Origin of the sequence: Flavobacterium sp. A45, assembly GCF_002001005.1 — a bacterium.
Classification (GTDB): domain Bacteria; phylum Bacteroidota; class Bacteroidia; order Flavobacteriales; family Flavobacteriaceae; genus Flavobacterium.
The window spans coordinates 1-25270 of sequence record NZ_MUNX01000070.1 but is presented as its reverse complement, the minus strand read 5'-3'; the positions used below and the strand labels follow the sequence as shown (position 1 = coordinate 25270).

19 protein-coding genes and 2 tRNA genes are annotated in these 25270 nt (G+C 35.7%); 10 read left to right on the top strand and 11 right to left on the bottom strand.

The window, feature by feature from the left end; translation table 11 throughout:
* Positions 1–152 precede the first annotated feature (152 nt).
* The 3 genes from B0E44_RS07350 to B0E44_RS07340 all read left to right on the top strand — a co-directional run bounded on the left by B0E44_RS07350 (position 153) and on the right by B0E44_RS07340 (position 4100).
* Positions 153–2996 carry a TonB-dependent receptor gene (locus B0E44_RS07350; RefSeq protein ID WP_077372322.1) on the top strand — a complete coding sequence of 948 codons (2844 nt, stop codon included), beginning with the start codon at positions 153–155 and terminating at the stop codon, positions 2994–2996.
* Positions 2997–3099: 103 nt separating this feature from the next.
* Positions 3100–3522, top strand: a complete 423-nt coding sequence (locus tag B0E44_RS07345) for a hypothetical protein (RefSeq protein ID WP_077372319.1) — start codon at positions 3100–3102, stop codon at positions 3520–3522.
* Positions 3523–3605: 83 nt separating this feature from the next.
* Positions 3606–4100 carry a septal ring lytic transglycosylase RlpA family protein gene (locus B0E44_RS07340; protein ID WP_077372317.1) on the top strand — a complete coding sequence of 165 codons (495 nt, stop codon included), beginning with the start codon at positions 3606–3608 and terminating at the stop codon, positions 4098–4100.
* Between the two features lie 15 nt (positions 4101–4115).
* Here the strand turns inward: B0E44_RS07340 and B0E44_RS07335 are convergent, their stop codons facing one another.
* Positions 4116–4583 carry a CYTH domain-containing protein gene (locus B0E44_RS07335; protein ID WP_077372315.1) on the bottom strand — a complete coding sequence of 156 codons (468 nt, stop codon included), beginning with the start codon at positions 4581–4583 and terminating at the stop codon, positions 4116–4118.
* Between the two features lie 152 nt (positions 4584–4735).
* Between B0E44_RS07335 and dinB the strand changes: the two genes are divergently transcribed.
* Together dinB and B0E44_RS07325 are read left to right on the top strand one after the other, a co-directional pair.
* Complete coding sequence (gene dinB / locus B0E44_RS07330; protein ID WP_077372312.1) at positions 4736–5818, top strand: DNA polymerase IV; 1083 nt, start codon at positions 4736–4738, stop codon at positions 5816–5818.
* Positions 5819–5913: 95 nt separating this feature from the next.
* Entirely contained in the window at positions 5914–6429 is a 516-nt protein-coding gene (locus B0E44_RS07325; protein WP_077372309.1) for a PAS domain-containing protein, read from the top strand.
* 16 nt (positions 6430–6445) lie between these two features.
* Here B0E44_RS07325 and B0E44_RS07320 read toward each other — a convergent pair whose 3' ends face one another.
* The 9 genes from B0E44_RS07320 to rseP all read right to left on the bottom strand — a co-directional run bounded on the left by B0E44_RS07320 (position 6446) and on the right by rseP (position 14537).
* On the bottom strand, positions 6446–7393 hold the full coding sequence (locus B0E44_RS07320; protein WP_077372306.1) for a transglutaminase family protein: 948 nt from the start codon (positions 7391–7393) through the stop codon (positions 6446–6448).
* Positions 7394–7399: 6 nt separating this feature from the next.
* A complete protein-coding gene (locus B0E44_RS07315; RefSeq protein WP_077372302.1) occupies positions 7400–8353 on the bottom strand; it encodes an alpha-E domain-containing protein in 954 nt (317 codons plus the stop codon).
* A gap of 289 nt (positions 8354–8642) precedes the next feature.
* The gene (locus B0E44_RS19080; RefSeq protein WP_256382261.1) at positions 8643–8771 is read right to left on the bottom strand and encodes a hypothetical protein; all 129 of its coding nucleotides are present in this window, start codon (positions 8769–8771) and stop codon (positions 8643–8645) included.
* A gap of 21 nt (positions 8772–8792) precedes the next feature.
* Positions 8793–9116, bottom strand: a complete 324-nt coding sequence (locus B0E44_RS07310; protein ID WP_077372299.1) for a hypothetical protein — start codon at positions 9114–9116, stop codon at positions 8793–8795.
* Positions 9117–9146: 30 nt separating this feature from the next.
* A complete protein-coding gene (locus tag B0E44_RS07305) occupies positions 9147–10583 on the bottom strand; it encodes a circularly permuted type 2 ATP-grasp protein (protein WP_077372296.1) in 1437 nt (478 codons plus the stop codon).
* A gap of 384 nt (positions 10584–10967) precedes the next feature.
* A complete protein-coding gene (locus B0E44_RS07300; RefSeq protein ID WP_165688777.1) occupies positions 10968–12323 on the bottom strand; it encodes an alpha-amylase family glycosyl hydrolase in 1356 nt (451 codons plus the stop codon).
* A 601-nt stretch (positions 12324–12924) separates the two neighbouring features.
* A tRNA-Asn gene (locus B0E44_RS07295) sits at positions 12925–12998 on the bottom strand.
* Between the two features lie 39 nt (positions 12999–13037).
* A tRNA-Asn gene (locus B0E44_RS07290) sits at positions 13038–13111 on the bottom strand.
* An 82-nt stretch (positions 13112–13193) separates the two neighbouring features.
* Positions 13194–14537, bottom strand: a complete 1344-nt coding sequence (gene rseP, locus B0E44_RS07285; RefSeq protein ID WP_077372291.1) for an RIP metalloprotease RseP — start codon at positions 14535–14537, stop codon at positions 13194–13196.
* A 200-nt stretch (positions 14538–14737) separates the two neighbouring features.
* Here rseP and B0E44_RS07280 point away from each other — a divergent pair, with 200 nt between their 5' ends.
* From B0E44_RS07280 to B0E44_RS07260, 5 genes are all read left to right on the top strand, one after another.
* Positions 14738–15805: an NADH:flavin oxidoreductase/NADH oxidase gene (locus B0E44_RS07280; RefSeq protein WP_077372288.1), complete on the top strand. Its 1068-nt coding sequence runs from the start codon at positions 14738–14740 to the stop codon at positions 15803–15805.
* 91 nt (positions 15806–15896) lie between these two features.
* A complete protein-coding gene (locus B0E44_RS07275) occupies positions 15897–16937 on the top strand; it encodes a Gfo/Idh/MocA family oxidoreductase (protein WP_077372285.1) in 1041 nt (346 codons plus the stop codon).
* 292 nt (positions 16938–17229) lie between these two features.
* On the top strand, positions 17230–18444 hold the full coding sequence (locus B0E44_RS07270) for an MFS transporter (protein WP_124019301.1): 1215 nt from the start codon (positions 17230–17232) through the stop codon (positions 18442–18444).
* Positions 18445–18673: 229 nt separating this feature from the next.
* Positions 18674–21511 (top strand): TonB-dependent receptor, encoded by a 2838-nt coding sequence (locus B0E44_RS07265; protein ID WP_077372279.1) that lies wholly within the window; start codon positions 18674–18676, stop codon positions 21509–21511.
* Between the two features lie 20 nt (positions 21512–21531).
* Complete coding sequence (locus B0E44_RS07260) at positions 21532–22881, top strand: DUF5689 domain-containing protein (RefSeq protein WP_077372276.1); 1350 nt, start codon at positions 21532–21534, stop codon at positions 22879–22881.
* A 97-nt stretch (positions 22882–22978) separates the two neighbouring features.
* Here B0E44_RS07260 and B0E44_RS07255 read toward each other — a convergent pair whose 3' ends face one another.
* Entirely contained in the window at positions 22979–25096 is a 2118-nt protein-coding gene (locus B0E44_RS07255) for a glycoside hydrolase family 97 protein (protein WP_077372273.1), read from the bottom strand.
* Positions 25097–25270 lie beyond the last annotated feature (174 nt).

Genomic DNA, 25270 nt, shown 5'->3' with positions numbered 1-25270 from the left:
AAAAATGAATAATTGGTTAAAATATTAACAATAAAGTTATAATATGCTTCTTTTGAATTTAAAAGTTATTAAATGCGCAATTTATTAAAGCTTTCTTAACATTAATTCGTTCAAATGTTATAATTTTGCCAAAAATATTTAAACTAACAAGAATGAAGACAATGAAAAATTGGTTACTCTCTGGATTACTGTTTTTGATGGTTTCGACCGTATTTTCACAAGGAAAAATTACTGGAACTATTACAGACGGACAAAGTCCTTTACCTGGAGCAAATATTGCTGTTAAAGGAACATCAGCTAGTGCTTCAACTGGTTTTGATGGTAAATTCACCATTGATTCTAATACGAACTCTGGGCAATTGATTATTTCGTATATTGGTTTTGCAAACCAAACTGTTAATTTTACAATTTCAAACGGAACTGCCAATTTAGGAGACATCATATTGGTTTCCAATTCTAACGAATTGAGTGAGATAGTTGTTAAATCATCTGTTGTGGACGTTGCAAAGGATAGAAAAACGCCTGTTGCTGTTTCTACAATTAGAGCTGCAGAAATTCAGGAAAAATTAGGAACTCAGGAATTTCCGGAAATTTTGAAAAGCACACCTTCTGTATATGCTACAAAAACGGGTGGAGGTTTTGGAGATTCAAGAATTACTATTCGTGGATTTGCTCAGGAAAATATTGCAGTTATGATAAACGGTATGCCTGTAAATGACATGGAGAACAGTGCTGTATATTGGAGTAACTGGGCTGGTTTGTCTGATGTAACTTCTGCAATGCAGGTACAAAGAGGACTTGGTTCTTCAAAGCTGGCTATATCTTCTGTTGGAGGAACAATTAATATACTTACAAAATCTTCAGATCGTAAAGAGGGAGGTTCTGTTGGATCTTCTTTTGGGAACGCAAATTATCTAAAAACTCAGGCGTCTTATTCTACAGGAAGATTAGAAAATGGTCTTTCTGCGTCAGTATTATACAGTCATACTATGGGAGATGGTTATATTGATGGTACTAAATTTGTGGGTGATAATTATTTTATTGCATTAGGTTATGCCACTAAAGATAATAAACATGACTTTCAATTTACTTTTACGGGAGCTCCACAATGGCACAACCAAAGAAGTTCAAGTATTACTATTGAAACGTATCAAAAATATGGCACCAAAGAAGATCCAAATACAAGATACAATTCTGATTGGGGTTATTTGAATGGTGAAGAGTTTAACATGAGAAGAAACTTTTTCCACAAACCAATTGGTTCTGTTAACTGGGATTACAAAATCAACGAGACTTCAAAATTATCTACAGTAATTTATGGCTCTTGGGGTCGTGGAGGAGGAGCTAGAGGAGCTGGAGGTATCAGAGGATTGAATTACTTAAATGCTGCTTTCAGAACTGCTGACGGTTTAGTTGATTTTGAAAAAATTCAAGCTTACAACTCTGGTCAGACAGTTATGATTAATGGTGTGGCTAGAACTAGAACACAAGTAGGCGGTGATTATCAAAACAGTGCTTATGATGGATATACACCATCTGCTACTAGACCACTTCCTGCAGGATCACCAGCTGGAACAGGACCTTCATCTTCAGGTATATCCAGAATTTCTTCTATCAATTCTCATGACTGGTACGGTGGGGTAGTAAATTTCAATAAAAAATTCACAGACAACATAACTTGGGATATAGGTGTTGATGCAAGAACGTATACAGGTATTCATTACCAAAATTTGAATAGTATGTTGGGTGGTACTGAGTATTTTGATAATACTGATGTGAATAATCCATCTAGAGTTTTGACTAGTACTTATACTGTGAGCCCATCAGGAAATCCTTTTTCAAATGCTACTAAAGGAGACAAAATTAATTTCAACAATGACGGGAATGTTAATTGGTATGGTGCTTTTACTCAATTAGAATATTCTAAAGATAATTTGACAGCATTTATTCAAGGATCAGTTTCTCAGCAAGGTTTTCAAAGAGTGGATTATTTCAAATATTTGAGTACTGATGAACTTTCTGTTTCAGAATTTGAAAATATTCTTGGAGGCAACGTTAAAGGAGGTGTTAACTACAACATCAATGAACAGCATAATGTTTTTGCAAATGCAGGATATTATTCAAAACAGCCATTCTTTAATGCTGTTTACCCAAACAATGCATCTAAAGTAAATGGAAATTTAACAAACGAAAAGATCACTGGTTTTGAAGCAGGATACGGTTTCCGTTCATCAATTTTTACTGCTAATGTGAATTTGTATTATACAAATTGGGCTGACAGATACCAAAGATCAAATGATGCTGATGTTTTGAATCCAGGCGGTTATTATGATTTCCAAGGTGTTACGCAAAATCATACTGGTGTAGAATTTGAAGGAAATGCAAGAATTACAGATAAATTCAAAATGAATGCAATGTTCTCTTATGGAAATTGGGAGTACAAGGGGAACAGTACAAGTACTAGATATGATGCTGCTAACAATCCTATTGGAGGAGGTACTGCAACCACTCTTTATTTAGACGGAATAAAAGTTGGAGATGCGGCGCAAATGACTGCTGCAGTAGGGGCTTCTTATGAAGTTTTGACAAGAGTGTTTTTAGATGCTAATTACAATTATTTCGATAATTTATATGCAGCAATTTCTCCAGGAAGCTTCTCTAAAGCAGATAATAAAGGATCTTTAGAATTGCCTTCTTATGGATTGATGGATGCTGGTTTTTCTTATAAAATGCTTGTTGGAGCTAAAAAAGACAAATCTGTAAATTTCAGAATAAATGTGAACAACGTATTAGATGAAACTTATATCGCGGAGTCGAGAACAAACATCTTTGCTGATGATTTGGTTTCTCCTGGTAATGGTTCCACAATTCCAGCAGACCCAAGTAAAGGGACATACGCTTCAAACAATTTACTTTACAATGGTGTAGCAATTAAAAATGAAGTTTTCTTCGGATTTGGAAGAACTTGGAACTTTAGTTTACGTTACGATTTCTAAAAAAAGAATCAAATACAGTTCTCAAAACCCCAATCGCTTTTTAGTGTATTGGGGTTTTTTTATGACTTTTTTGCTTATATTTGTTTAAAATAAAAATTTATTTATGTACACTATTTTACAAAAATTTCACTCAGGTTGGGCTTATATTGCATTGTTAGTTCTCTTTATTGCTGTTATTAATGCGATAATTGGAATGTCTTCAAAAAAAGAATTTACTCCAAAAGATAGAAAAATTGCTTTGTTTGGATTAATTGGAATACACGTTCAATTGTTGGTTGGTATAATCTTGTATTTTGTTTCTCCTCTAGGATTAGCCTCTTTTGGTCAAATGTCAGATAAAGCTTTGCGTTTAACTTCACTGGAACATCCATTAATCAATCTAATTGCTATCGTTTTAATTACGATTGGTTGGTCAAAACATAAAAAATTAACAAGTAGCGAATCAAAATTCAAAACCTTCTCAATATTTTACGGATTAGGATTAGTACTTATTTTAAGCAGAATCCCTTGGTCATTGTGGTTTTAAAACCATTGTAAAAAGTCCTGAAAGGGACTTTTTTTTACCCATAATTTTTTTTGCAATTCAAAGTTTCACCTAATAAACTATAAATGAAAAAAATAATCACACTTTTATTTTTACTGGCCAATATTGGTTTGGTAAGTAGTCAAAGTTCCATTATAAACAGCAAAAAATTTTCCATAAATAAAGACACTGTAAAAAAACCAAATAAGGTTGTCGAAAAAGAATTGGTTCCTGTTACTATTCCCCGCGATACTATAATTGTTGAAATCGGAAAGTTTGTATTATTCAAAAAAAATGCCCATGCTTCTTATTATCATGACAAGTTTAATGGAAAAAGAACAGCAAGCGGAAAAAGATTTGACAATCAAAAATTAACTGCAGCCCATAGAAAATTTCCTTTTGGGACTAGACTCAGAATAACCAATGAAGCCAATGGGAAATCGGTAGTAGTTGAAGTTACTGATCGCGGTCCATTTGCAAGAGGAAGAGAAATCGATTTAAGTAAAAAAGCTTTTATGGATATTACATCCAACAAAAGGAGTGGTGCAGTAATTGTAAAAATTGAGGAATTAAGAAAGTGATAGCTTATTAATTAATCACCAACTTTTAAAAGGATTGTTGCTCAAGTAGGCATTGTAATATCTTTTGTCATTCGTAACTTCTTCACCAAGCCAGATTGGTTTTTCAAAGTAATCTGCTTCAGATTGCAATTCGATTTCGGCCATAATCAGTCCATCATTCTCGCCATAAAACTCATCAATTTCAATAATATGACGACCCGTTTTGACTTCAAATCGGGTTTTGTCAATTACACCGGATTCACATAAAAGCAATATTTTTTCGGCTTCGTCAATAGGAATTTCCTTTTCCCATTCAAAACGCGACATACCCGATTCGCTCGAGAGTCCTTTTATGGTCAAAAAACCTTTATTCCCTTTTACGCGTACTCTTACGGTTCTTTCAGGAACCGAACTTAAATAGCCTTGCTTTATTCTGTTTTGGGCAAAAGATTCTTGTTTGAATGCGTCCGAAGTAACCAGAAATTTTCTTTCTATTTCTACCATTTCCTTAAATTTTATAAATCTGAAATCTGCAATCTAAAATCTAAAATTGTATTGCCGTTCCTATCTGTGCTAGTTGCGTTCATCAAAGATATTCATTTATTTTTTAACAGTTCCGGCGTTCCATTTTTTTCAAAACGTTTTAAATTTGTAACATGTCAGAACCACTACCACATAGAAAAATCATACACATCGACATGGATGCTTTCTATGCCTCAGTGGAGCAAATGGATAATCCTGAGTTACGTGGAAAACCCATTGCGGTTGGTGGTGCCGAAAATCGGGGCGTCGTTTCGGCAGCCAGTTATGAGGCTAGAAAATTCGGTGTTCGTTCTGCCATAAGTGGTGTTTTGGCAAAAAAAAATTGCCCGGAACTTATTTTTGTTAGACCACGTTTTGATCGCTACAAAGAAATCTCAAAAAAGATTCATAAAATATTCCGTGATTATACGGATTTGATAGAGCCTCTTTCACTTGACGAAGCTTATCTTGATGTTACCAAAAATAAAAAAGGAAATCCCAGCGCCAGTTTATTGGCACAAGAAATTCGAGCAAGGATATTTAATGAAGTTGGATTAACAGCTTCGGCGGGGATTTCGATCAATAAATTTGTTGCCAAAATTGCCAGTGATTATAATAAACCTAACGGTCAAAAAACGGTCAATCCGGATGAAGTTATTTCTTTTTTGGAGCAATTACCGATTCAAAAATTCTATGGAGTGGGGAAGGTTACCGCCGAAAAAATGTTTCAACTTGGAATTTTTACTGGTTTAGACCTAAAAAGCAAACCAGTTGAATTTTTGGAAAAGCATTTCGGAAAGTCGGGTAGTTTTTATTATAATGTAGTTCGTGGAATTCACAACAGTGAAGTGAAATCCAATAGAATTACTAAATCGGTAGCGGCCGAACATACTTTTGACATTAATCTTTCCTCTGAAATATTTATGTTGGAAAAGCTCGAAAAAATTGCTTTAGAATTGGAACGCCGTCTAAAAAAACATCAGATTTCGGGCAAAACGATTACTCTTAAAATAAAATATAGCGATTTTACCCAACAAACGAGAAGTAAAACAATGCCGTATTTTATATCTGATAAAGCACTAATTCTGGAAACGGTAAAGGAGTTATTATATCAAGAAAAAATGAAAGATTCGGTGCGGTTGCTTGGAATTTCTTTGAGTAATTTAAATACAGAAATTAAAAAAACTATAGTGGTACAGCTTAAATTTGACTTTTAATTTTTTAAATATCAAGTTCAACAATAGTTAAATACCTACAAACAAAAGAATTTTATTTGAATTGTTTTTATCTTTGAATTCTAAAAATCAGTACAATGGCAATTCTAAAGGAAGGCAATAATTCGAAAGCAAAGTATTTTGACTCTTTAAAAGTGAATACAATTCCATTAATTTCTTGGGGGTTAAGTGCGACTTTTCAAGCGGAAATAAAAGGCATTGTTTCAGATACCCATAGAATATCAAATCTTGCCCATGGTAAAAAATGGAAAAATGCAGATTGGGATTTTAGAAACAAGTTAGAAAAAAAGATAATACTCATTACTGATACTAAATTGAATATTGTTTTTGCCTCTCATAATATGCATAAAATGAATGGTTATCTGGAAAACGAAGTTCTTGGCAAAACGCCAAAAATGTTCCAAGGTAAAGAAACCTCTGTTCATACTTCCAGTGAAATTAGGGAAGCTATTGCATTAAAAAAGCCATTTGTCAAACAAGTTTTGAATTACAAAAAAAATGGAGAACTCTATTATTGTAATATTGAGGGTTTCCCCATTTTTAATAAAAAAGGAGATCTGGTAAATTTCATCGCATTTGAAGAGGCAGCTTAACTTTTAGCCATGAATATTATTGTTGTTGCTGATGTTGTTGCTCAATATAACTTATTTGATCGTTTATTTCCTGTGGTATTTCTTCCAGTAGCACATCATTTATTTCTTCATAATGCCTGCCGTCCTCATAACCTATCGAGACGCATACGGAGAGTGTTTGTCTAGCCAATCCTTTGAAAGTTCCTTTGATAGGGGTGCAATCATAAAAATTCCTACCTACAGCCAGTTTTACATGATTGTCCATCGTCCATATATTATTGGTGGGATCTAGACCGAGCCAACCTTGAGTGGGCGTGTAAATTTCGACCCAAGCATGAGTTGCTCCTTCTCCCCTTAACCCGCTTTCGTTTGGACAAATATAGCCACTTACATATCTGGATGGAATTCCGATAGTTCTCAAAAGTTGTAACAGCACGTGTGCAAAATCTTGGCAAACTCCTTTTTTTAGTTCTAAAATTTCATCAATGGTGGTTTCAATATTGGTAATTCCTTTGGTGTAGGTAAAGTTGTCAAATATATATTGATTGCATAATTGAGCAATTTCTATAATAGGTTTGCTGGCTGCATCAATTGCTCTCAAAATAGCTTCGATCTCTCGTTGTTTTTCGATAACTTCCGGATAACTCAGTCTCAATAAGGTTATGTTTTTACTTTTTTCTTTCTCTATGTCTTTAATAGTGGTATTGTCAATTTCAGGTATTTTTAGAGAATGATTAACTCGAACCGTCATTCGGGATTCAATCACCATTTCTTCATGTGATTCAAGATTATTAAAATTAGCAACACGATTGCCATAATAGTCTTGATAATATTCTACTTCTGGGTCATGGGTAATCAAGAGTTGATAATCGATTACTTTTTGATTGTCAAAGTTATGAGGAAATAGCCGCACCTCGTTTATGCTTTCTTTTATTGGCCAGTTGTATTGGTATTTTGTAATGTGAACTATTTTGAATATTGCCATAACTTATTAGGTGTAGGAGAAAAATAATTTAGAGAAATCGACAGAAAACTGAGTTAGTTGTGCTTTTGTGGTTTCCAGAACTTCTTCCAATTGTTTGTCAGTCAGGTGCTGATAATCAGTAAATTCTATATAACTTTTTAATCTTCCAAATTGGTTATGCAGCTTTCGAGCTTCACTTATTTCACTATCTTTTACCAGACAATCCAAATATTTATTGAGTAATTCTAGCGTAAAGATCACAGAATGTGCAAAGTCCTGATTGAAAATAACGTGTTGTACCACTTTCCTGTTGTGCTTTATATTGCTATAACTCTTAAGGTATAATTCGTAACCCGATAAGGAGAGCAGTAATCTTCGCCAATACATTACGTCTTCGTTCCCGTCTAGATTATAATTGATTGGTGCATAATAGGCTTGCGTCATCGAAATAGTTTGCAGGCATCTTTCTATTAGTTTTCCGATATTCGAAAAACTCCAACTCAATCCCCTTGGCATGGTTACATGCAAGATTCCGTTGTAAAGCAGTAGGTCTTTATTGAGTTTGTTTACAATTTTTAAGGCATCGGAGGTTTCTAGTTTTTTGGGAAGATCTGGGGAGTTCATGAAATGATAAAGCGAATTGATGTGTTCCCAAAGTTCTTTGGTTATTTTATCTTGTGAACCTCTGGCATTTTCACGCGCTTTTACCACCAGATTTTTAACCGAATTATGGTTCAAACTGTCGCAAATAATGTATTTCAGTACAAAGTTGGTGTCATATTGAACCTCGTTTATTTGATCGTAGGTCAAATCGGTATAGTATTTTAATAAAGGCTTATAGCCTTGACAATCATCGGTTTCTTTGTCGAATGATAGTATGTAGCTAGTGTTAAGAGTTAGCAACATACCATCGGTTCTTTCCATATATCTGTTGAGCCAAAACATCCCGTCTGCAACTCGACTTAGCATACTTGCCTTCATTTGATTCGATTTATAAATTGTAAAAAGCGTTTATTGACAACAGAATATACTGAATTCATTCAAAATTATTTACTGCGTCAGTTCGCAAAAGCTCGTGTGGGCGTGACCCTGTTGAGCAAAGGGGCTTACTTTTAGCATCTCTTAGACAGCCCCTTTGGTCAACACGGTCGGGCTATCCGCGCTACTTCGGTAGCTAGCTTCTATCCCTCACGCAATCCCATAAATCGGCTCCTCGTAATGCTTACAAGTTCACAATGATTGACAACTGTGGCCTAAATAGTTCTCTATTTTAGCATTTGAAAATAATAGGTTCTACAATGGTTTCTATAATTGACTCAATGATAGGAGCTTGAGAATCCGAATAATTGTTGAGTAAAAACATCCCGTTTGTAACTCTACTTTGCATAGTTGTTTCCATTTTAATTGATTTTAAATTAGATTAATAGATTTTGAGTTTATTTATAAATCGCTTGATTAAATTTTCTTCCGCTTCACTATTTGGCTTTTCCAATTTGACTTCTTGCTTAGTTTCAATAGGCTTTATTTCTTCTTTTTTTGTGACAATTTCTGAAAATGGTATTGAATCTAAATTTGGAATTTCAGGATCGGCAGTTATTGTTATTTTTTTGATTTCAGGTTCATTTGAATTTTCTACTGTAGTTTCGGTTGGTTTCGCGTCGTTTAAATGTTCTAAAACCATTTCGGGTAAAAAGGCAAACTTTTTGCTTTCGTTTTTCTCTGTGTTTAAGGCTGCTGTTTTCATTTTGATTCATTTTAATTTTTTAAAATGAAATTACTTTATGATCCAAGTGTCTTTGCTTCCTCCTCCTTGAGAAGAGTTTACTACCAATGAGCCTTCTGTTAATGCGACTCGAGTTAGTCCTCCAGGCACTATTTCTACTCCATTGGGTCCACACAAAGCATACGGTCTTAGATCGACATGGCGTAATTTCAATTGGCCATCTATTAAGCAGGGAACAGTACTGAGTTGAATGATAGGCTGTGCGATAAAGTTTCTGGGATTGGCTAGAATGGCTCTTTTACCATTTTCAAGTTCTTCTTGTGTAGCTTTGTTTCCCATAATCATTCCGTAGCCACCACTTCCGTTGGTTTCTTTGATTACCATATTTTCCATATCGGCAAATACCAACTCTCTTTCCTCGCTGTTTTCCATTTGATATGTTGGAACATTTTTAAGTATAGGTTCTTCGTTAAGATAATATTTTATCATATCTGGGACATAAGCATAGACCGCTTTGTCATCGGCAACGCCATTGCCGACAGCATTTACCAAGGCCACATTTCCGTGGCGATAGGCGCTAATCAATCCTGGTACGCCGAGTGTGCTTTCAGGTTTGAAAACCAGTGGATCAAGATATTCATCGTCCAAACGACGGTAAATAACATCCACTTGCTGTAATCCCGAAGTGGTTTTCATGTAAACTTTATTATTATTAACCACCAAGTCTCTTCCTTCTACAAGTGGAATTCCCATTTGACGGGCTAAAAAAGTATGTTCATAATAAGCCGAATTATAGACTCCAGGTGTAAGTAAAACCACGTTGGGATTGGATACGTTTCGTGGGGACAATGACACCAATATGTTATGAAATATCATCGGATAGTTTCCTACCATGCTTACTTTATTGGAGGTAAGCATATCCGGGAAAATTCGTTTGGTAATTTCACGGTTTTCCAGCATGTAACTCACGCCGCTGGGACATCGCAGGTTATCTTCAAGCACGTAAAATTCCCCATTTGCCCCTCGAATTAAGTCAATTCCGGCAATATGCACATGAATATTATGTGGCACTTTTATCCCGTGAACTTCTTGTATGTAATGCGGGCAAGAAGCTATCAATGATGCGGGGATTATACCATCTTTTATAATGTGCTGTCCATTATAAACATCTTCCAAAAACAAGTTAAGGGCTTTTAGCCGTTGTTTTATTCCAGTTTCCACTTCGCTCCATTCGGCTTTTGTGATGATTCTGGGAATAATGTCAAACGGAAAAATTCTTTCTATTCCTTGATTATTGTCGCTATATACTGTAAAAGTTATACCTTGATTCATAAACAAATCCGAAGCCTGAAGCTGTTTGTCATTTAGGCTTTCCGGATTTAGATTTTGTAATGTGTGAAGAACTTGAGCATAGGAATCTCTAACGCCTTCATTTGAGAACATCTCGTCCCACCCTTTTGGGTTTAGCTGTGGCACCAATTTCATCATATTTCTCAGTATTAAATAATTAATATTTCAGTTTAATATGAGCTTTTAAGGCTGAATTTCGAACTAATTTATTAAATTATTATCACTGAAATAGGTAATGATGTGATTATTTGACAATTTATATGACTTTCTTTTTTAGCCAATCTTTTTTTATCAATTCTAATTTTTTTGATTCAATTTTTTTTTGATTTCGCATTCGCTAAATTGAGTTTTTAAGACTGTCGCTATTTAAATAGTGGGTATTTTGTAGTTTGATTCTAAAATGCTTTTAGTTTTAAAAAGAGAGTGGTTATAAAGATTTTTAGCAAAAAAAAGACTATCATTCATTGTGATAGTCTTTTTTTGAGAATTGTATTTCTTAACAGAATCTACTTTTATTTAAAATCAGTACTCATAAACTTCATAACCCCAAGGTTTCATTTTCCATTCTTTCGAAGTTAAGGTTTCGTCTTTTTCTTTAAAGACATTATGTGTTTTTCCTGTCAGAGTAGCGTCTTTTATGGATACCGTCTGTTCGCTTGCAGAAAAATTAAGAATCACCAAAACCTTTTTATTCCCTTTTTCTCTTACATAAGCATAAATAGCTTTATCGTCTCCCAAGCTTACTTTTTTGAACGAGGCATTAGCGGAAAGCGCTTCGTTGTTCTTTCTTAGATTTAGCAATGTCTTGTAGAATTTTTCTCTTTGAAAGTTTTTAAATGTTATGGGGTCTTTGTCGAAAAATTTCAAGGCCCTTAAAACAGGTTCTTCCTGTCCGCTGTAAATTAAGGGAACGCTGTTTTTCATAGTTTGAGTAAAAACGGCAAAAGGCTCGTGAATAACACCCGGAAAAGTACCGAAATCGGCATGATTCCAACTGTTTTCATCATGATTGCTGGTGAAATACATCTGAATCGTATTTTTGGGATATAAAGTTTCATTTTCCTTATTGATACTATCCAATACAAGTGCCGATTTTTCACCTTTAGCTACTTTTTCCATCATTTTGAACATGTGCCAAGGATAAACCGCATCAAAACCACTTTTTGGGAGATAAGTGCTGTCTCCTTCGGCAAGCATAAAGATATCCTTCATTTTTTTTAGTTCCGGTATCGATTTTCGCCAAAAAGAAGCGGGAACGTTCCAGGCAACATCGCATCGAAATCCGTCTATGTTAATGTCTTCAATCCAGTATTTCATTGCGTTGAGCATGCTGTCCTGCATTACCTGATTCTTATAGTTTAATTGTCTTGTGTCGTTCCAATCAAATGCAACTGCTGGTTTGCCAGAGCTGTCTTTTACAAAGAAATCGGGATGTTGTGTAATCCATCGATGGTCTGCTCCGGTGTGGTTTGGCACCCAATCAATTAATACTTTCATTCCTTTATCATGGATAGTCTCTACGAGTTTCTTAAAGTCATCCATTGTGCCGAATTCAGGATTAACTGCGGTATAATCTGAAACGGCATAATAACTCCCCAAAGAGCCTTTTCTGTCCAATTTGCTGATAGGATTAATTGGCATGAACCAAATCGTTTGCACTCCCATCGCTTTTAATCGGTCAAGGTGTTTCGCAAACGCATTAAAAGTCCCTTCGGGGGTGTATTGACGAACGTTAACCTCATAAATATTGCCTTGCATGATCCAAGCTGGATGACCGTCTATTTGACTGTCGTCGTTATTTGATGATTTGTTGTTTTGACAGCAGATTAAAGAAAAAATCAATGCTATAAACAGAAAAGGGATGGAGAGTTTTTTCATTACAAAGATCATTAGTTAATAAAAAAGGTTGATAATTTGTAGAAATATGGAAACACTTTTTTATAAAGTGTGGAGTACTAATTTAGTGATTTATTGGGCAAATTTCAAATGAAGGAGCTTTTAATTTGTTAGTGGTCAAGTTTTTTTGATGATTGACGACATAAAGGATTTGAGGAAAAATCAATTTGAGGTATTGATTTAATTGGCGTGATAAAAAGTAAAGGTAATAATTAACAACCCAATAGAATGAAATAGATGGACTGAGGTGTAGCGCTTTTGAAAAGATTCTCCTTTTGACTAGAACCAGATTAACTTCATTTGTTCCAATAAAAAAGGCGAAATGTTACTTTCGCCCTTTTTGCCCCAAATCTACCATAAACTTAACCTACTAAAATTATGGTAGTCAAATATACTTTGAAAGAAACGGATTGAATACTATTTTCGTTGAATATCCTAAATACTCGTTGAATTGTTGCTTAATCCCCAACTTTTGCACCTGATCCTTTTTACTTTACCTAACGGACACCTCTCAAAGTATTGAGTTTACTTGACTTTGTTGCAAAAAAAAAAGACCATCATTGCTGATAGTCTTTTTATTAAGCTCCCCCTCTTGGGCTCGAACCAAGGACCCTCTGATTAACAGTCAGATGCTCTAACCAACTGAGCTAAGGAGGAATCACCTTAAAGGTATGTATGTTTGCTAAAAAAAGTTTGCTCCCCCTCTTGGGCTCGAACCAAGGACCCTCTGATTAACAGTCAGATGCTCTAACCAACTGAGCTAAGGAGGAAGTTGTTGCTCTTTTTAGCGAGTGCAAATATAGGATTAAATTTAAATGTAGCAAACAAAAAAAGCAAAAATAACATTCTTTTTTATTTGCCTACAATCGCTTTATAAATATCGTTTCCATTAGCAAAAAGTAACAGACTGATAAGCAATACGAAACCAACCATTTGAGCATTCTCTAAGAATTTGTCGCTTGGTTTTTTTCCGCTGACAATTTCAAATAATAAAAACATTACATGACCGCCATCGAGTGCCGGAATAGGCAATAAATTCATTACTCCAAGCATAATTGATAAAATCGCTGTGATGCTCCAAAAAACTTCCCAGCTCCAAGAACTTGGAAAAATATTATAAATGGCATGGAAACCACCTACTTGTTTGTACGCTTTGGTTTCAGGATTGAAAATCATTTTTAATTGTTTACCATATCCAACCAATTGATCTTTTCCTTTTTCAATTCCAAAAGGAATCGATTCAAGGAAACTGTATTTTTGATGCGTTATTTTATAATAGCCAAGTTTCTCTAAAGAGTCAAGGCCTAAACCGCCAAGCTGAACACCCAGTTTACCTTCTTTATTTACTTTAAGGTTAAGAGTTGTCTGTTTTTGATTTCTTAAAACTACTGCTGAAACTGTTTTGTTTTTGTTGTTTTCTAAAATTACTTTGGCTTGGTCAAGGTATTTTGTAGTCTGACCATTTAGGGATAAAAGAATATCTTTTGCCTTAAGATTTTGGTTTAAGGATTCATCGGCGATGTTACCAATAACAAATGGAATTCGAATAGTAGCTAAAGGCTCTTTCTCCACTTTAGATAATTGGTCCACAAAATCATGTGGCATTTTTATAGTTTGTTCAGCACCATTTCTGTTAATCACTACTTCTTTGGCTACGATAACTTTACCATTAATCTCCTTGTCAAAACGGATAATTTTTTCACCATCAACTGCTACAATTTTATCCCCAGATTTAAATCCGGCATTAATCATCGCTTGGTTTTCGATCAAAAGACCATCTTTCATATCGGCATTTGAAATATAGGAATCTCCATAAGCATAAGCCATACCAATATAGATAATGAAAGCAAGTATAAAGTTCACCGTTACACCGCCCAGCATAATAATCAAACGTTGCCAAGCTGGTTTAGAACGAAATTCCCAAGGTTGCGGGGGTAAAGCCATTTGTTCCTTGTCCATACTCTCGTCAATCATACCGGAAATTTTCACATAACCTCCAAGTGGTAACCAGCCAATACCGTATTCAGTTTCGCCAATTTTCTTTTTTAGAAGAGAATATTTTACGTCAAAAAATAAATAAAATTTCTCGACTCTAGTTTTGAATAATTTTGCAGGAATGAAATGCCCTAATTCGTGAAGTATAATAAGTAATGATAAGCTCAATAAAAATTGAGAAAGCTTGATAACTATTTCCATTTTTTAATTTTCGGTTCTTTAATGACGGACAAAAGTACTATTTTCTATTTTATTATTTACGCTATATTTTTTTGGATCGTTTTAAATGTTTGTTAATTAATGCATTTTTCATTTTTATTTTAAAGTTAGTGCAATAACTTTACTACATAAAAATCTTGTTTTAATGCTATTTGGTTTAAAACATAAACATACTTGCACTTATGTCTTCACAATTATTTTCTCCACTACAGATAAAAAACATCACGTTCAAAAACAGAATTGCAATTTCCCCAATGTGCCAATATTCGGCCGAAGAGGGGTTTGCCAATGACTGGCACTTAGTACATCTTGGCAGCCGTGCCACGGGAGGAGCAGGCTTAATCATTCAGGAAGCAACAGCCGTTTCTCCTGAAGGAAGAATTTCTCCAGCTGATTTGGGTTTGTGGAGTGATGAACACATCACAAAACTGCAGTCTATAACCAAGTTTATCAGCAGTCAGGGTTCGGTTCCTGGAATACAATTGGCGCACGCCGGCCGAAAAGCCAGTGTTTCGTCACCTTGGTATGGGAATAAAAAACTGGCTCAGAATCAAGGTGGATGGGAAACTGTTGCGCCAAGTGCCATTGGCTATCACGATAATGAACAGTCTCCTACAGCATTGGATGCAGAAGGTATTCAAAAAGTAATCACCGATTTCAAACTAGCGACCCGAAGAGCAGTTCTTGCAGGATATCAGGTAATGGAAATTCACGGCGCACACGGTTATTTACTGCACCAATTTTTGTCGCCTTTGAGTAATTCAAGAACAGATGAATATGGGGGGTCTTTCGAAAACCGAATCCGTTTGCTTCTGGAAGTGCTAAAAGCTGTGCAATCAGAATGGCCTAAAGAGCTTCCGTTATTGGTGAGAATCTCTGCTACTGATTGGGCTGATGGAGGTTGGAATGCCGATGAATCAGTGCAACTTTCTAAAATTCTAAAAGAGAAAGGAGTTGACTTAATTGATGTTTCTTCAGGTGGATTGGTATCTCATCAACAAATTCCTTTGGGACCAAATTATCAGGTTCATTTTGCCGAAAAAATAAAAAAGGAAACTGGAATTTTGACTGGAGCCGTTGGTTTGATTACTACTTCCCAGCAAGCTGAAGCTATTGTAGCAAATGGAAAGGCTGATTTAGTTTTGTTTGCCAGAGAGTCGTTGAGGAATCCAAATTTAGGTTTGGATTTTGCTCAGGAATTAGGGGTTGATGTTCAATGGCCGAAACAATACGAACGAGCAAAAATATAAACACGAATTGCACGAATTTCCACGAATTATTTGAAAAATTTTGGCATCATAATTTGTGTTAATTCGTGTTAGTCTTTTTAAAACACACAATATGCAAAAAATAAAAACGGCACTATTATCATACGGAATGTCCGGAAAAGTTTTCCACGCTCCTTTTTTGGATTTTCATGAAGGATTTGAATTGCTTGGTTCTTGGGAAAGAAGCAAACAGCTGATTCAATTGGATTATCCAAATGTAAAAAGTTTTGCCACTCTGGAAGAAGTGCTTCAAAGCGATGCTGATTTGATAATTGTAAATACGCCAGTAGGAACTCATTTTGAATACGCAAAGCAGGTGTTGCTTGCCGGAAAGCACGCTGTGGTAGAAAAAGCGTTTACAACTACTGTTGCCGAAGCTCAGGAATTAACGAGTCTGGCTAAAGAAAAAGGACTGAAGCTTTCGGTATTTCAAAACCGAAGATGGGATAGTGACCTTAAAACAGTACGAAAAGTATTGGCTGAGAAAACATTGGGAGAATTGGTGGAAGCCGAGTTTCATTTTGACCGCTACAATCCAATTTTGAGTCCAAAAGGCCATAAAGAAACAGTCAATTCCGGTGCTGGGATTCTAAAGGATTTGGGTCCTCATATAATTGATCAGACGTTGTATTTATTTGGGTTTCCCCAAAGTGTTTTTGCCGATATTAGAGTAACGCGTGAGCATTCTTTGGTAGATGACTGGATTGATATTTTACTGTATTATCCCGATTTTAGAGTGCGGTTAAAAGCCAGTTTTTTTGTTAGAGAAGCCAATCCGGCGTATGTTATTCACGGGAAAAAAGGATCTTTCATGAAATCTCGCGGTGATGTTCAGGAAGACGAATTGAAATTAGGCAAAAAACCAAACCTGACTTCTTGGGGTACTGAAGCTCCAGGTCAAGAAGGGTTATTGCACACCGAGATTGATGGTGAAATAATTAAGGAGAAAGTTCCAACACTGCAGGGGGATTATTATGATTATTTTGATAGTGTTTATCAGTCTATTGTCAATGATTTGCCTGAGCCTGTAACGGCGCAGGAGGGTACTCATGTCATGCAGATTATTGAAGCCGCGATTCAAAGTAACGAGCAGAAAAAAGTAATCCAGTTATAAATTTAAGATTAATTGATGCTTTTTTTTTTGAATAATGGCAAAAAGGCTAAATCTCTCCTTTTAGCCCCGATAGCAGTGAAAATCCTTTGTGGGCTGGGGTTCAGCCTACAAAGATTGTAACGGATAGCGGGACTCATTCCTGCTGAAAAGGCTTAATATTTCTGCTCCAAAAATAATCATCGGACTTTAAACTTATAAACAATAACGTTGTATTATAGCAGTTTAAAAAAAATGGTTAAGAAGAATACATTGATTTCGTAATTTTGCACATTCAATTTTAAACAGAAAGAGTTTGCAGTACTTCAATTTTATAGGCTGGTATAAAGCCAAAGGCAAATACAAGAAAAATTATCGCGATGCGAAAGCTTCCTATTTACTTAGGATTCGTTTGGCGGTTTCTATGTTTTATTTTGCTATGGGATTGTGTTTTGCAACTTGGGCAAGCCGTATTCCAACTATAAAATCGGCATTAAGTTTAAGTGACGGTCAATTAGGTACTATACTTTTTGCTTTGCCTGTTGGTCAGTTAACGATGATGTATTTTTCGGGTAAATTAGTCACCCGTTTTGGAAGTCATCGTATTTTGCCTTTTGCTATACTGATGTATGCAGTGAGTCTGACTAATTTGGGTCTGGCTCAAAATGCATGGCAATTGGCTCTTGGATTATATGTTTTTGGAATATTCGGCAATCTGACTAATATCTCTGTTAACACTCAAGGCGTTTATACCGAAGGACTTTTTAAAAGAACCATTATGTCCTCGTTTCACGGAATGTGGAGTTTAGCAGGATTTACAGGTGCATTAGTAGGTTTGGGAATGTTAGCTTTAGAACTTAGCACATATACACATTTTCTGGTTGTTGCTTTTCTTGCTTTTTTGCTGATTGCATTAAATTTCAAATTCTTAATTAAGGCCAAAGAAACCGTTAAACCTGAGAAGAAAAAAGGATTCAGTAAGCCAGATCAAACTTTAGTTTTACTTGGAGTTATTGGTTTTTGCAGTATGGCTAGCGAAGGAATCATGTTTGATTGGAGTGGAGTATTCTTTAAAGATATTGTCAAAGCTCCCGGTGCTTTAATAATTTTGGGTTACACTTCGTTTATGATTATGATGGCAAGCGGCCGTTTTTTTGGTGATAAGTTAATCAATATATATGGGCGGAAAAAAGTAATGCAAATCAGCGGGATTATGATTTCATCTGGTTTCTTCACCGCTGTTATTTTTCCTTATATAATACCTTCCACAATAGCTTTTATGGTTATAGGTCTAGGGGTTTCAACAATAGTTCCTACTTTGTACAGTATTGCCGGAAAACATCCAACAATCCCCACCGGCGAGGCTTTGACAGCTGTTTCGAGCGTCAGTTTTCTTGGTTTTTTGATGGGGCCACCTGTTATTGGATATATTGCCGAATTGTTTAGTTTGAGGTTTTCCTTTGCTTTTATTGGAATTTTTGGTGTTCTCATCGCTTTTATGGTGGGACGCATTAAAGCAATTACTGAATAATCAAAAAAAACAAGTATTTACTTCTTTTTTTAAATAGTTTTTTTCCTATGTTTGTATTTCGGTTTCAATCGGAAGTTTTTTTATTCGATTGATATTCAAAATACCACAGTAGATTTCGGTCTTCGCCTTTATTTTTTTTCAAAAACTTTTTTATCCTTTTTTAAACGAATTTAATCTTTGGATTTGTTGTGCTTTGTCATGACCTATTCCATTAGTTTACAAAATAAGTATGAAGAAATTTTTGTTAGGAATACTTTTTTTATGGAAAATAACTTTTGCTTTAGCCCAAAAACCAACAGGCATTAAAGGAAAAATCATTGACTCTAAAACTCAAAAACCATTAGAGAATGTAGTTGTTACCCTCGAAAATACTCAATTGATGCAGCTCACTTCTGGCGATGGAATTTTCAGTTTTTATGCTGTTCCATTAGGCAGTCAATTACTGCTTTTGCACAGTCAAGGCTTTAAAGATATACTGCTTTCAGTTGTAATTACTAAAGATCAAATGCTTGATTTAGGTACTGTTCCAATGGAAGATAGCCAAATGGTGGAACAGCAGACGGGCTTAATCACACTTCTCGAAAGTGATTTGAGTGATGACAACAGCGGTTCCGAAAGCTCTTCGGGGCTTTTGCAGTCTTCCAAAGATGCTTTTCAGCAGGCTGCGGCTTTCAATTGGGGACAAGCTCGTTTTAGAATCCGGGGATTGGATAGTCAATATGCCACGACAACTATTAATGGCGTTACGATGAACAAACTCTACGACGGCCGTCCGCAATGGGGCGATTGGAGCGGATTGAATAATGCAGTTCGGAATCAGGAATTTACTGTTGGTTCTTTCCCATCGGATTATGCTTTTGGAGGAATTTTGGGTACGCAGCAAATCAATACCCGGGCTTCTATTTACAGACCGGGAACTATACTTTCCTTTTCGGGGACTAATACGAATTATTCTTGGCGAATGACAGGAACGTATGCATCAGGAATGAATAATAAAGGCTGGGCATTTGTGGTTTCGGCTGGAACACGCTGGGCAGAGGAAGGCTATTTTGAAGGGACAAATTTTAATGCAATAGCAGGTTTTATTAGTGTGGAAAAGAAGATAAATGATCAGCATTCCTTGAATTTCTCAGGTTTCTACACACCCAATTCCCGAGCCAAAAATTCACCAAATACAGCTGAAGTTACCGAATTAACAAGTGAGAAATATAATTCGTATTGGGGTTGGTATGAAGGTAAAAAGCGAAATGCCAGAATTAAAACCATTGAAGAACCTATCCTGATGCTGAATCATTTTTTCACCCTAAACGATTACACAACGCTGAATTCAAGTTTGACCTATCAATTTGGCAAAATAACCAACAGCAATATTGATTTTCAAAATGCTAATAGTCCAGATCCGACTTATTACCGAAAAATGCCCAGCTACTACAGTTCAATGTTTGCGCCAGATAATGGAGAGTTTTCGGGAGAATTCACACCCGATTATGTGAATGCTGAGAAAAGTAAAGAGCAGTTTTTAGCCAATAATCAAATCGATTGGAACGCTTTGTATTATGCGAATCAATCCCCGGTTTTGGATGGAAATGGAAAAATAACAGGATATATTCCAACCAAAAGCAGTTATGTTTTATACGAAGATCATTCGGACGACCAAACGATAACAGCCACTTCCAACTATAACACCCAAATTAGCGATAACCTTTACTTGACTGCCGGAGGTTTTTACAGTCATTTAAAATCCCACAATTACCAGCAATTGACAGATCTTTTGGGAGGATTATATTTTAATGATATCGATGTTTTTTATAATGGCAGCCAGGCACAATCAGATTTGAATAATCCAGACAGGCAGGTTGTTGAGGGAGATACTTATGGTTACAATTTTAATTATGTGGCTAATAATTTAAACCTTTTTACCAATTTTAAATTCACGTATGATAAAGTCGATTTTTATTTGGCACAAAATTTCACAAGCACCAATTATCAAAGAGAAGGTTTGTACCAAAACGGAATTTATGCAGCCAATTCTTTTGGCAAAAGTGAGAAAGTACAGTTTGAGAATTTTGGTTTTAAAGGCGGTATGCTTTTCAAAATTTCTGGAAGACAGCAGTTTAATTTTAACGGGGCGTATCTTTCCAATGCGCCAACGATCAGGAATACCTTTCCAAATGCCCGTTTAAACAATTCAGTTGTTGATGGTATCGAAAATGAAAATATAAGCAGTTTGGATGCGAGTTATTTTTACCGGACTCCAAAATGGCAAACCCGTCTCACACTTTTTTATGCCAAAATAAAAAACATGACCCAAACTTCTTTCTTTTATGCCGAAGGGATATTTGATGACGGAGCAGGATATGCCAATACCGATGCTTTTGTAAGCCAGACATTAACGCATTTGGACAAGAAAAATTTAGGAGCCGAATTCAGTTTACAATACCAATTAACCGCAACAATAATGGCTAGTTTTTCTGGAGCTTATGGACAATATACGTATGACAGCAATCCAAATGTTATGATAACTAATGATGCACAAGCCACGGCCGAAAATCCAATACCAGTATTTGACTTTGGAACAGCTACATTAAAAAATTACCATCAGGCGGGAATGCCACAGCAGGCATTTGCTTTGGGAATCGAATATAGAGATCCCAAATATTGGTGGATTGGTTCCAATATCAATTATCTGGCGAATAGTTTTATAGATATTTCACCTATTTCCAGAACTGCAACTTTTTATAAAAATCCCGAAAGCGGTTTCAATTTTCCAGAAGCTTCGGAGGAAAGAGCGAGGGAGCTATTGAAACAGGAAGAGTTTGAGCCGTTCACTTTGTTGAACGTTTCGGGAGGGAAATCTTGGAGAATAAAAGGGAAGAACATCGGGCTTTTTGCAACAGTAAATAATGTTTTGGATTTGAAGTATAAAACTGGAGGATATGAGCAGGCAAGAAATGCCAATTTTCGACAGCTTAATCAGGATGTTTCCAGTGGAACACCCAATTTTGGCAACAAATATTTTTACGGTTATGGGAGAACGTATTTTGTAAACCTGTACATCAATTTATAAATTTTTAAAAATAAAAGAATATGAAGCTGCAATTCTATACTGTTTTTTTAGCAATTACAATCACTTTTGGCAGCTGCGCCAAGGAGGAATTTGATGTACCAAAACTCTCTTGCAACCAGCCTGATTTTAAAGTAAACCGCACCGTTGAAGAAGTTCGAGCTGTTACAAATTCCATTGTTGCGCAATATACTTATGATGATATTATCGAAGCTTATGTGGTTTCCAGTGATGAGGAAGGAAATTTTTTTAAGACCATTTCGTTTCAAACTTTGGCGACAGCTACAACTCCAGCGATGGGTTTTAGCGTTCCAGTGGATGCTTCAAATACCTATGTTGATTTCAGATTAGGCAATAAGGTTTATATCAAAATGAAAGACCAATACACTGATATTTATTATGGAGGAATGCGAATTGGGAATATTTATGTCAATGCCTATAACGAAGGTGGTGTTGGCCGAATATCTCCAAACGATTATAAAAAAGTATTGAATGCTTCCTGTACAATAATCGATGAAAGCCAATTGGTGAAACAGCTTACTGTCGGGGAAGCTTTGGATGATGCAAAACTAAACACATTAATTGAATTGAAAGATGTTGAGTTTACCGAAGCTGCGCTAGGAAGACATTATTATGAAGAAACCAATGATGTCGGAGGTGCAACAAATTGGAATCTGCGAGACAAAGCAGGGAGTCAAATTATTTTCAGGACGAGCGGTTATGCTGATTTTTCAGGTCATCTAGTGCCTGAAGGGAGTGGTACTGTCCGCGGAATCTTGACAAAATTCGGAACCGATTATCAATTGATGGTCCGATCAGAAAAAGACATTGCAATGAGCGGAAACAGAAGTGTTCCCTTTTTCACCGAAGATTTTCAGTCGGTTAAAAACAACGTGAATTTTGCGTTACCCGGGTGGAGCAATGTTGTCGAAAAGGCCTCTAAATTATGGAGAAGCATAGTCTATGGAGGCAATGGCTATGCCGAGTTCAATACTACAAGTACCACGGCCGCAGAGAATGTAGCCTGGCTGGTTTCGCCTAAAATTGATTTGAAAGATTATAAAAATGTAGTATTCTCTTTTAGAAGCGCACAACACGACTTGAAAATCGATTCTTCTCTCAATACTTTGGAAGTGTATGTCTCCACCAATTTTGAAGGTTCTAACATATCTACGGCAAAATGGATAAAATTAGAGGGAAAAGTTGCGTCCTTGTCGACCCCTACTCGTGAATTTATCAGTTCCGGAGGAATTGATTTGTCTTCGTATTCAGGAAATATTAACATTGCTTTCAAATACATTGGCTCTGGAAAAGACAAAACCTTAAACGGAGCTTTTATGGTTGATGACATAAAGATTTTTGGAGAAAAATAAATAGAAAACAAAAATTCCACAGATTCACACAAAATAATTTGTGGAAATCTGTGGAATCTGTGTTTAGAAAGTCCTTCTTAGTCTGTTGTGGAGGCTTTTATTTTTTGTTTTCAATAATACTTATTGCGTATCCACCGCCTGCTGCACTCAGTTGTGAAAGCTTTGATTTATTGGTTACCTCTATTTTTCGAACAGTATATGCCTGCGGATTTGTTTTGTAATCAGCGTCTTTTGCATCAGCATAAATAGTAGCATTGTATTTTTTTCCTTTCTCTAAAAATGCAAAACTGATGTTCGAAGTGCGTGGTTCATATCCATTAACATTTCCAATAAACCAGTTATTAGTTCCTTTTGCTTTTCGGGCAACCGTTACATATTGACCAGGTTCTGCTTCCAGATAATTGCTTTCGCTCCAATCGATCGCCACATCTTTGATAAACTGAAAAGCATCCGGGAATTTATTGTAGTGTTCAGGAAAATCGGCAGCCATTTGCAACGGGCTGTAAAGTGTTACATACAATGCCAATTGATTGGCAATGGTACTGTTTACGTGTGATTTATTGTTAGGACTAAATTTGCTTAAATCCATTTCGAAAATACCAGGAGTATAATCCATTGGTCCACCGATTAATCGAGTAAAAGGCAATAATGTTACGTGGTTCGGTTTTGAACCACCAAAAGCTTGATATTCTGTTCCTCGGGCAGCTTCATTACCGATTAAATTCGGATACGTTCTGCAAATACCGGTTGGGCGGACTGCCTCATGCGCATTCACCATAATTTTATAATCGGCAGCTTTTTCGATTGCATACTGATAATGGTTTATCATAAATTGGTTGTAATGATTATTGCCATTAGATATGATGTCGCCCACATAACCACTTTTTACTGCATCATACCCATTGTCTTTCATAAATTGATACGCTTTATCCATATGACGCTCATAATTACGAACCGATCCAGAGGTTTCATGGTGCATAATCATTTTTACACCTTTTGATTTTGCATATTCATGCAAGCCTTTTACATCAAAATCTGGGTAAGGTGTTACAAAATCAAAAACATAGTCTTTGTAGTGACCAAACCAATCCTCCCAACCTTCATTCCAACCTTCAACCAACACACCTCCAAAACCATTGGCAGCAGCAAAATCAATATATTTTTTCACATTGGTATTATTTGCTCCATGTGTTGCATTTGGTTTTGCTTTAGAAAAATCAGTAACGCCTAATTGTACAGACGGAAATTCATCGGTGTACGACCATGAACTTTTCCCAGTAATCATTTCCCACCAAACACCAACATATTTAACAGGTTTAATCCATGAAGTATCTTCTATTTTGCAAGGATCATTCAAGTTTAGAGTCATTTTTGACGCTAAAATTTCTCTGGCATCATCACTTACAATAATAGTACGCCAAGGCGAATGTGACGGGGATTGAATATATCCTTTGGCTCCTTTTTCATCTGGAGTTAACCAAGATTCAAATACCATATTTTTATCATCCAAATTCAAGTGCATGCAAGAATAATTAATCAATGCAGCTTCGTGTAAATTGATGTACAATCCGTCAGCAGTTTTAAGCATAAGGGAAGTTTGTACACCAGTTGGTGAAAAGGAAGTTTGCGATAAATTATCGGTTTTTGCTTTTTCGGTTAGTCCTCTTATTTCAGATAATTTTGAAGTAGTATAATCATATTCTTGTGTGTCATAATCTCCAGGAATCCAAAAAGCAGTATGATCTCCAGTCATGGCAAATTGAGTTCTCTCTTCTTTTATGACAAAATAAACCAAGTTTTTTTGTGTTGGAAATTCATATCTAAAACCTAATCCATCATTAAACAATCGAAAACGAATGATGATTTGTCTGTCTGTTTCTTTCTGATTTAGCGTAATTGCCAATTCATTATATTGATTTCTGATGCTTTCAACTTCACCCCAAACTGGCTTCCATGTTTCATCAAAAGTGGCAGTTTTGTTGTCAATTACCGTAAAATCATTCAATAACGATTTTTTATCGTTTTTTAGTTCAAGACCTAATTTACTTGTCTTTATAACAGTTTTGTCTTTGTAGTTTAAACTATAACTTGGAGTTCCATCCTTTTGCAATGTAAACTCCATTGTGAATTTTCCATTAGGGGATTTCAACTGTTGGGCATTAGCATATTGCAAAACCAACAAACAGAACAGGGCTGTATAAAGTAAATGTTTCATTGTTTTTAATATAAATTAGAGATTGATTTTTTGAATAGCTTTTGACGAAATCGATTTATTAATTGTAAAAAGGATGTATCGTTTTCGTGAAAGTAAAAGTATACGCTTTAGAGTTTGAAAAATTCAAACGTTTTAAAAAAGTAGATTGTATTTTCAAAAATACAATTTAAAATG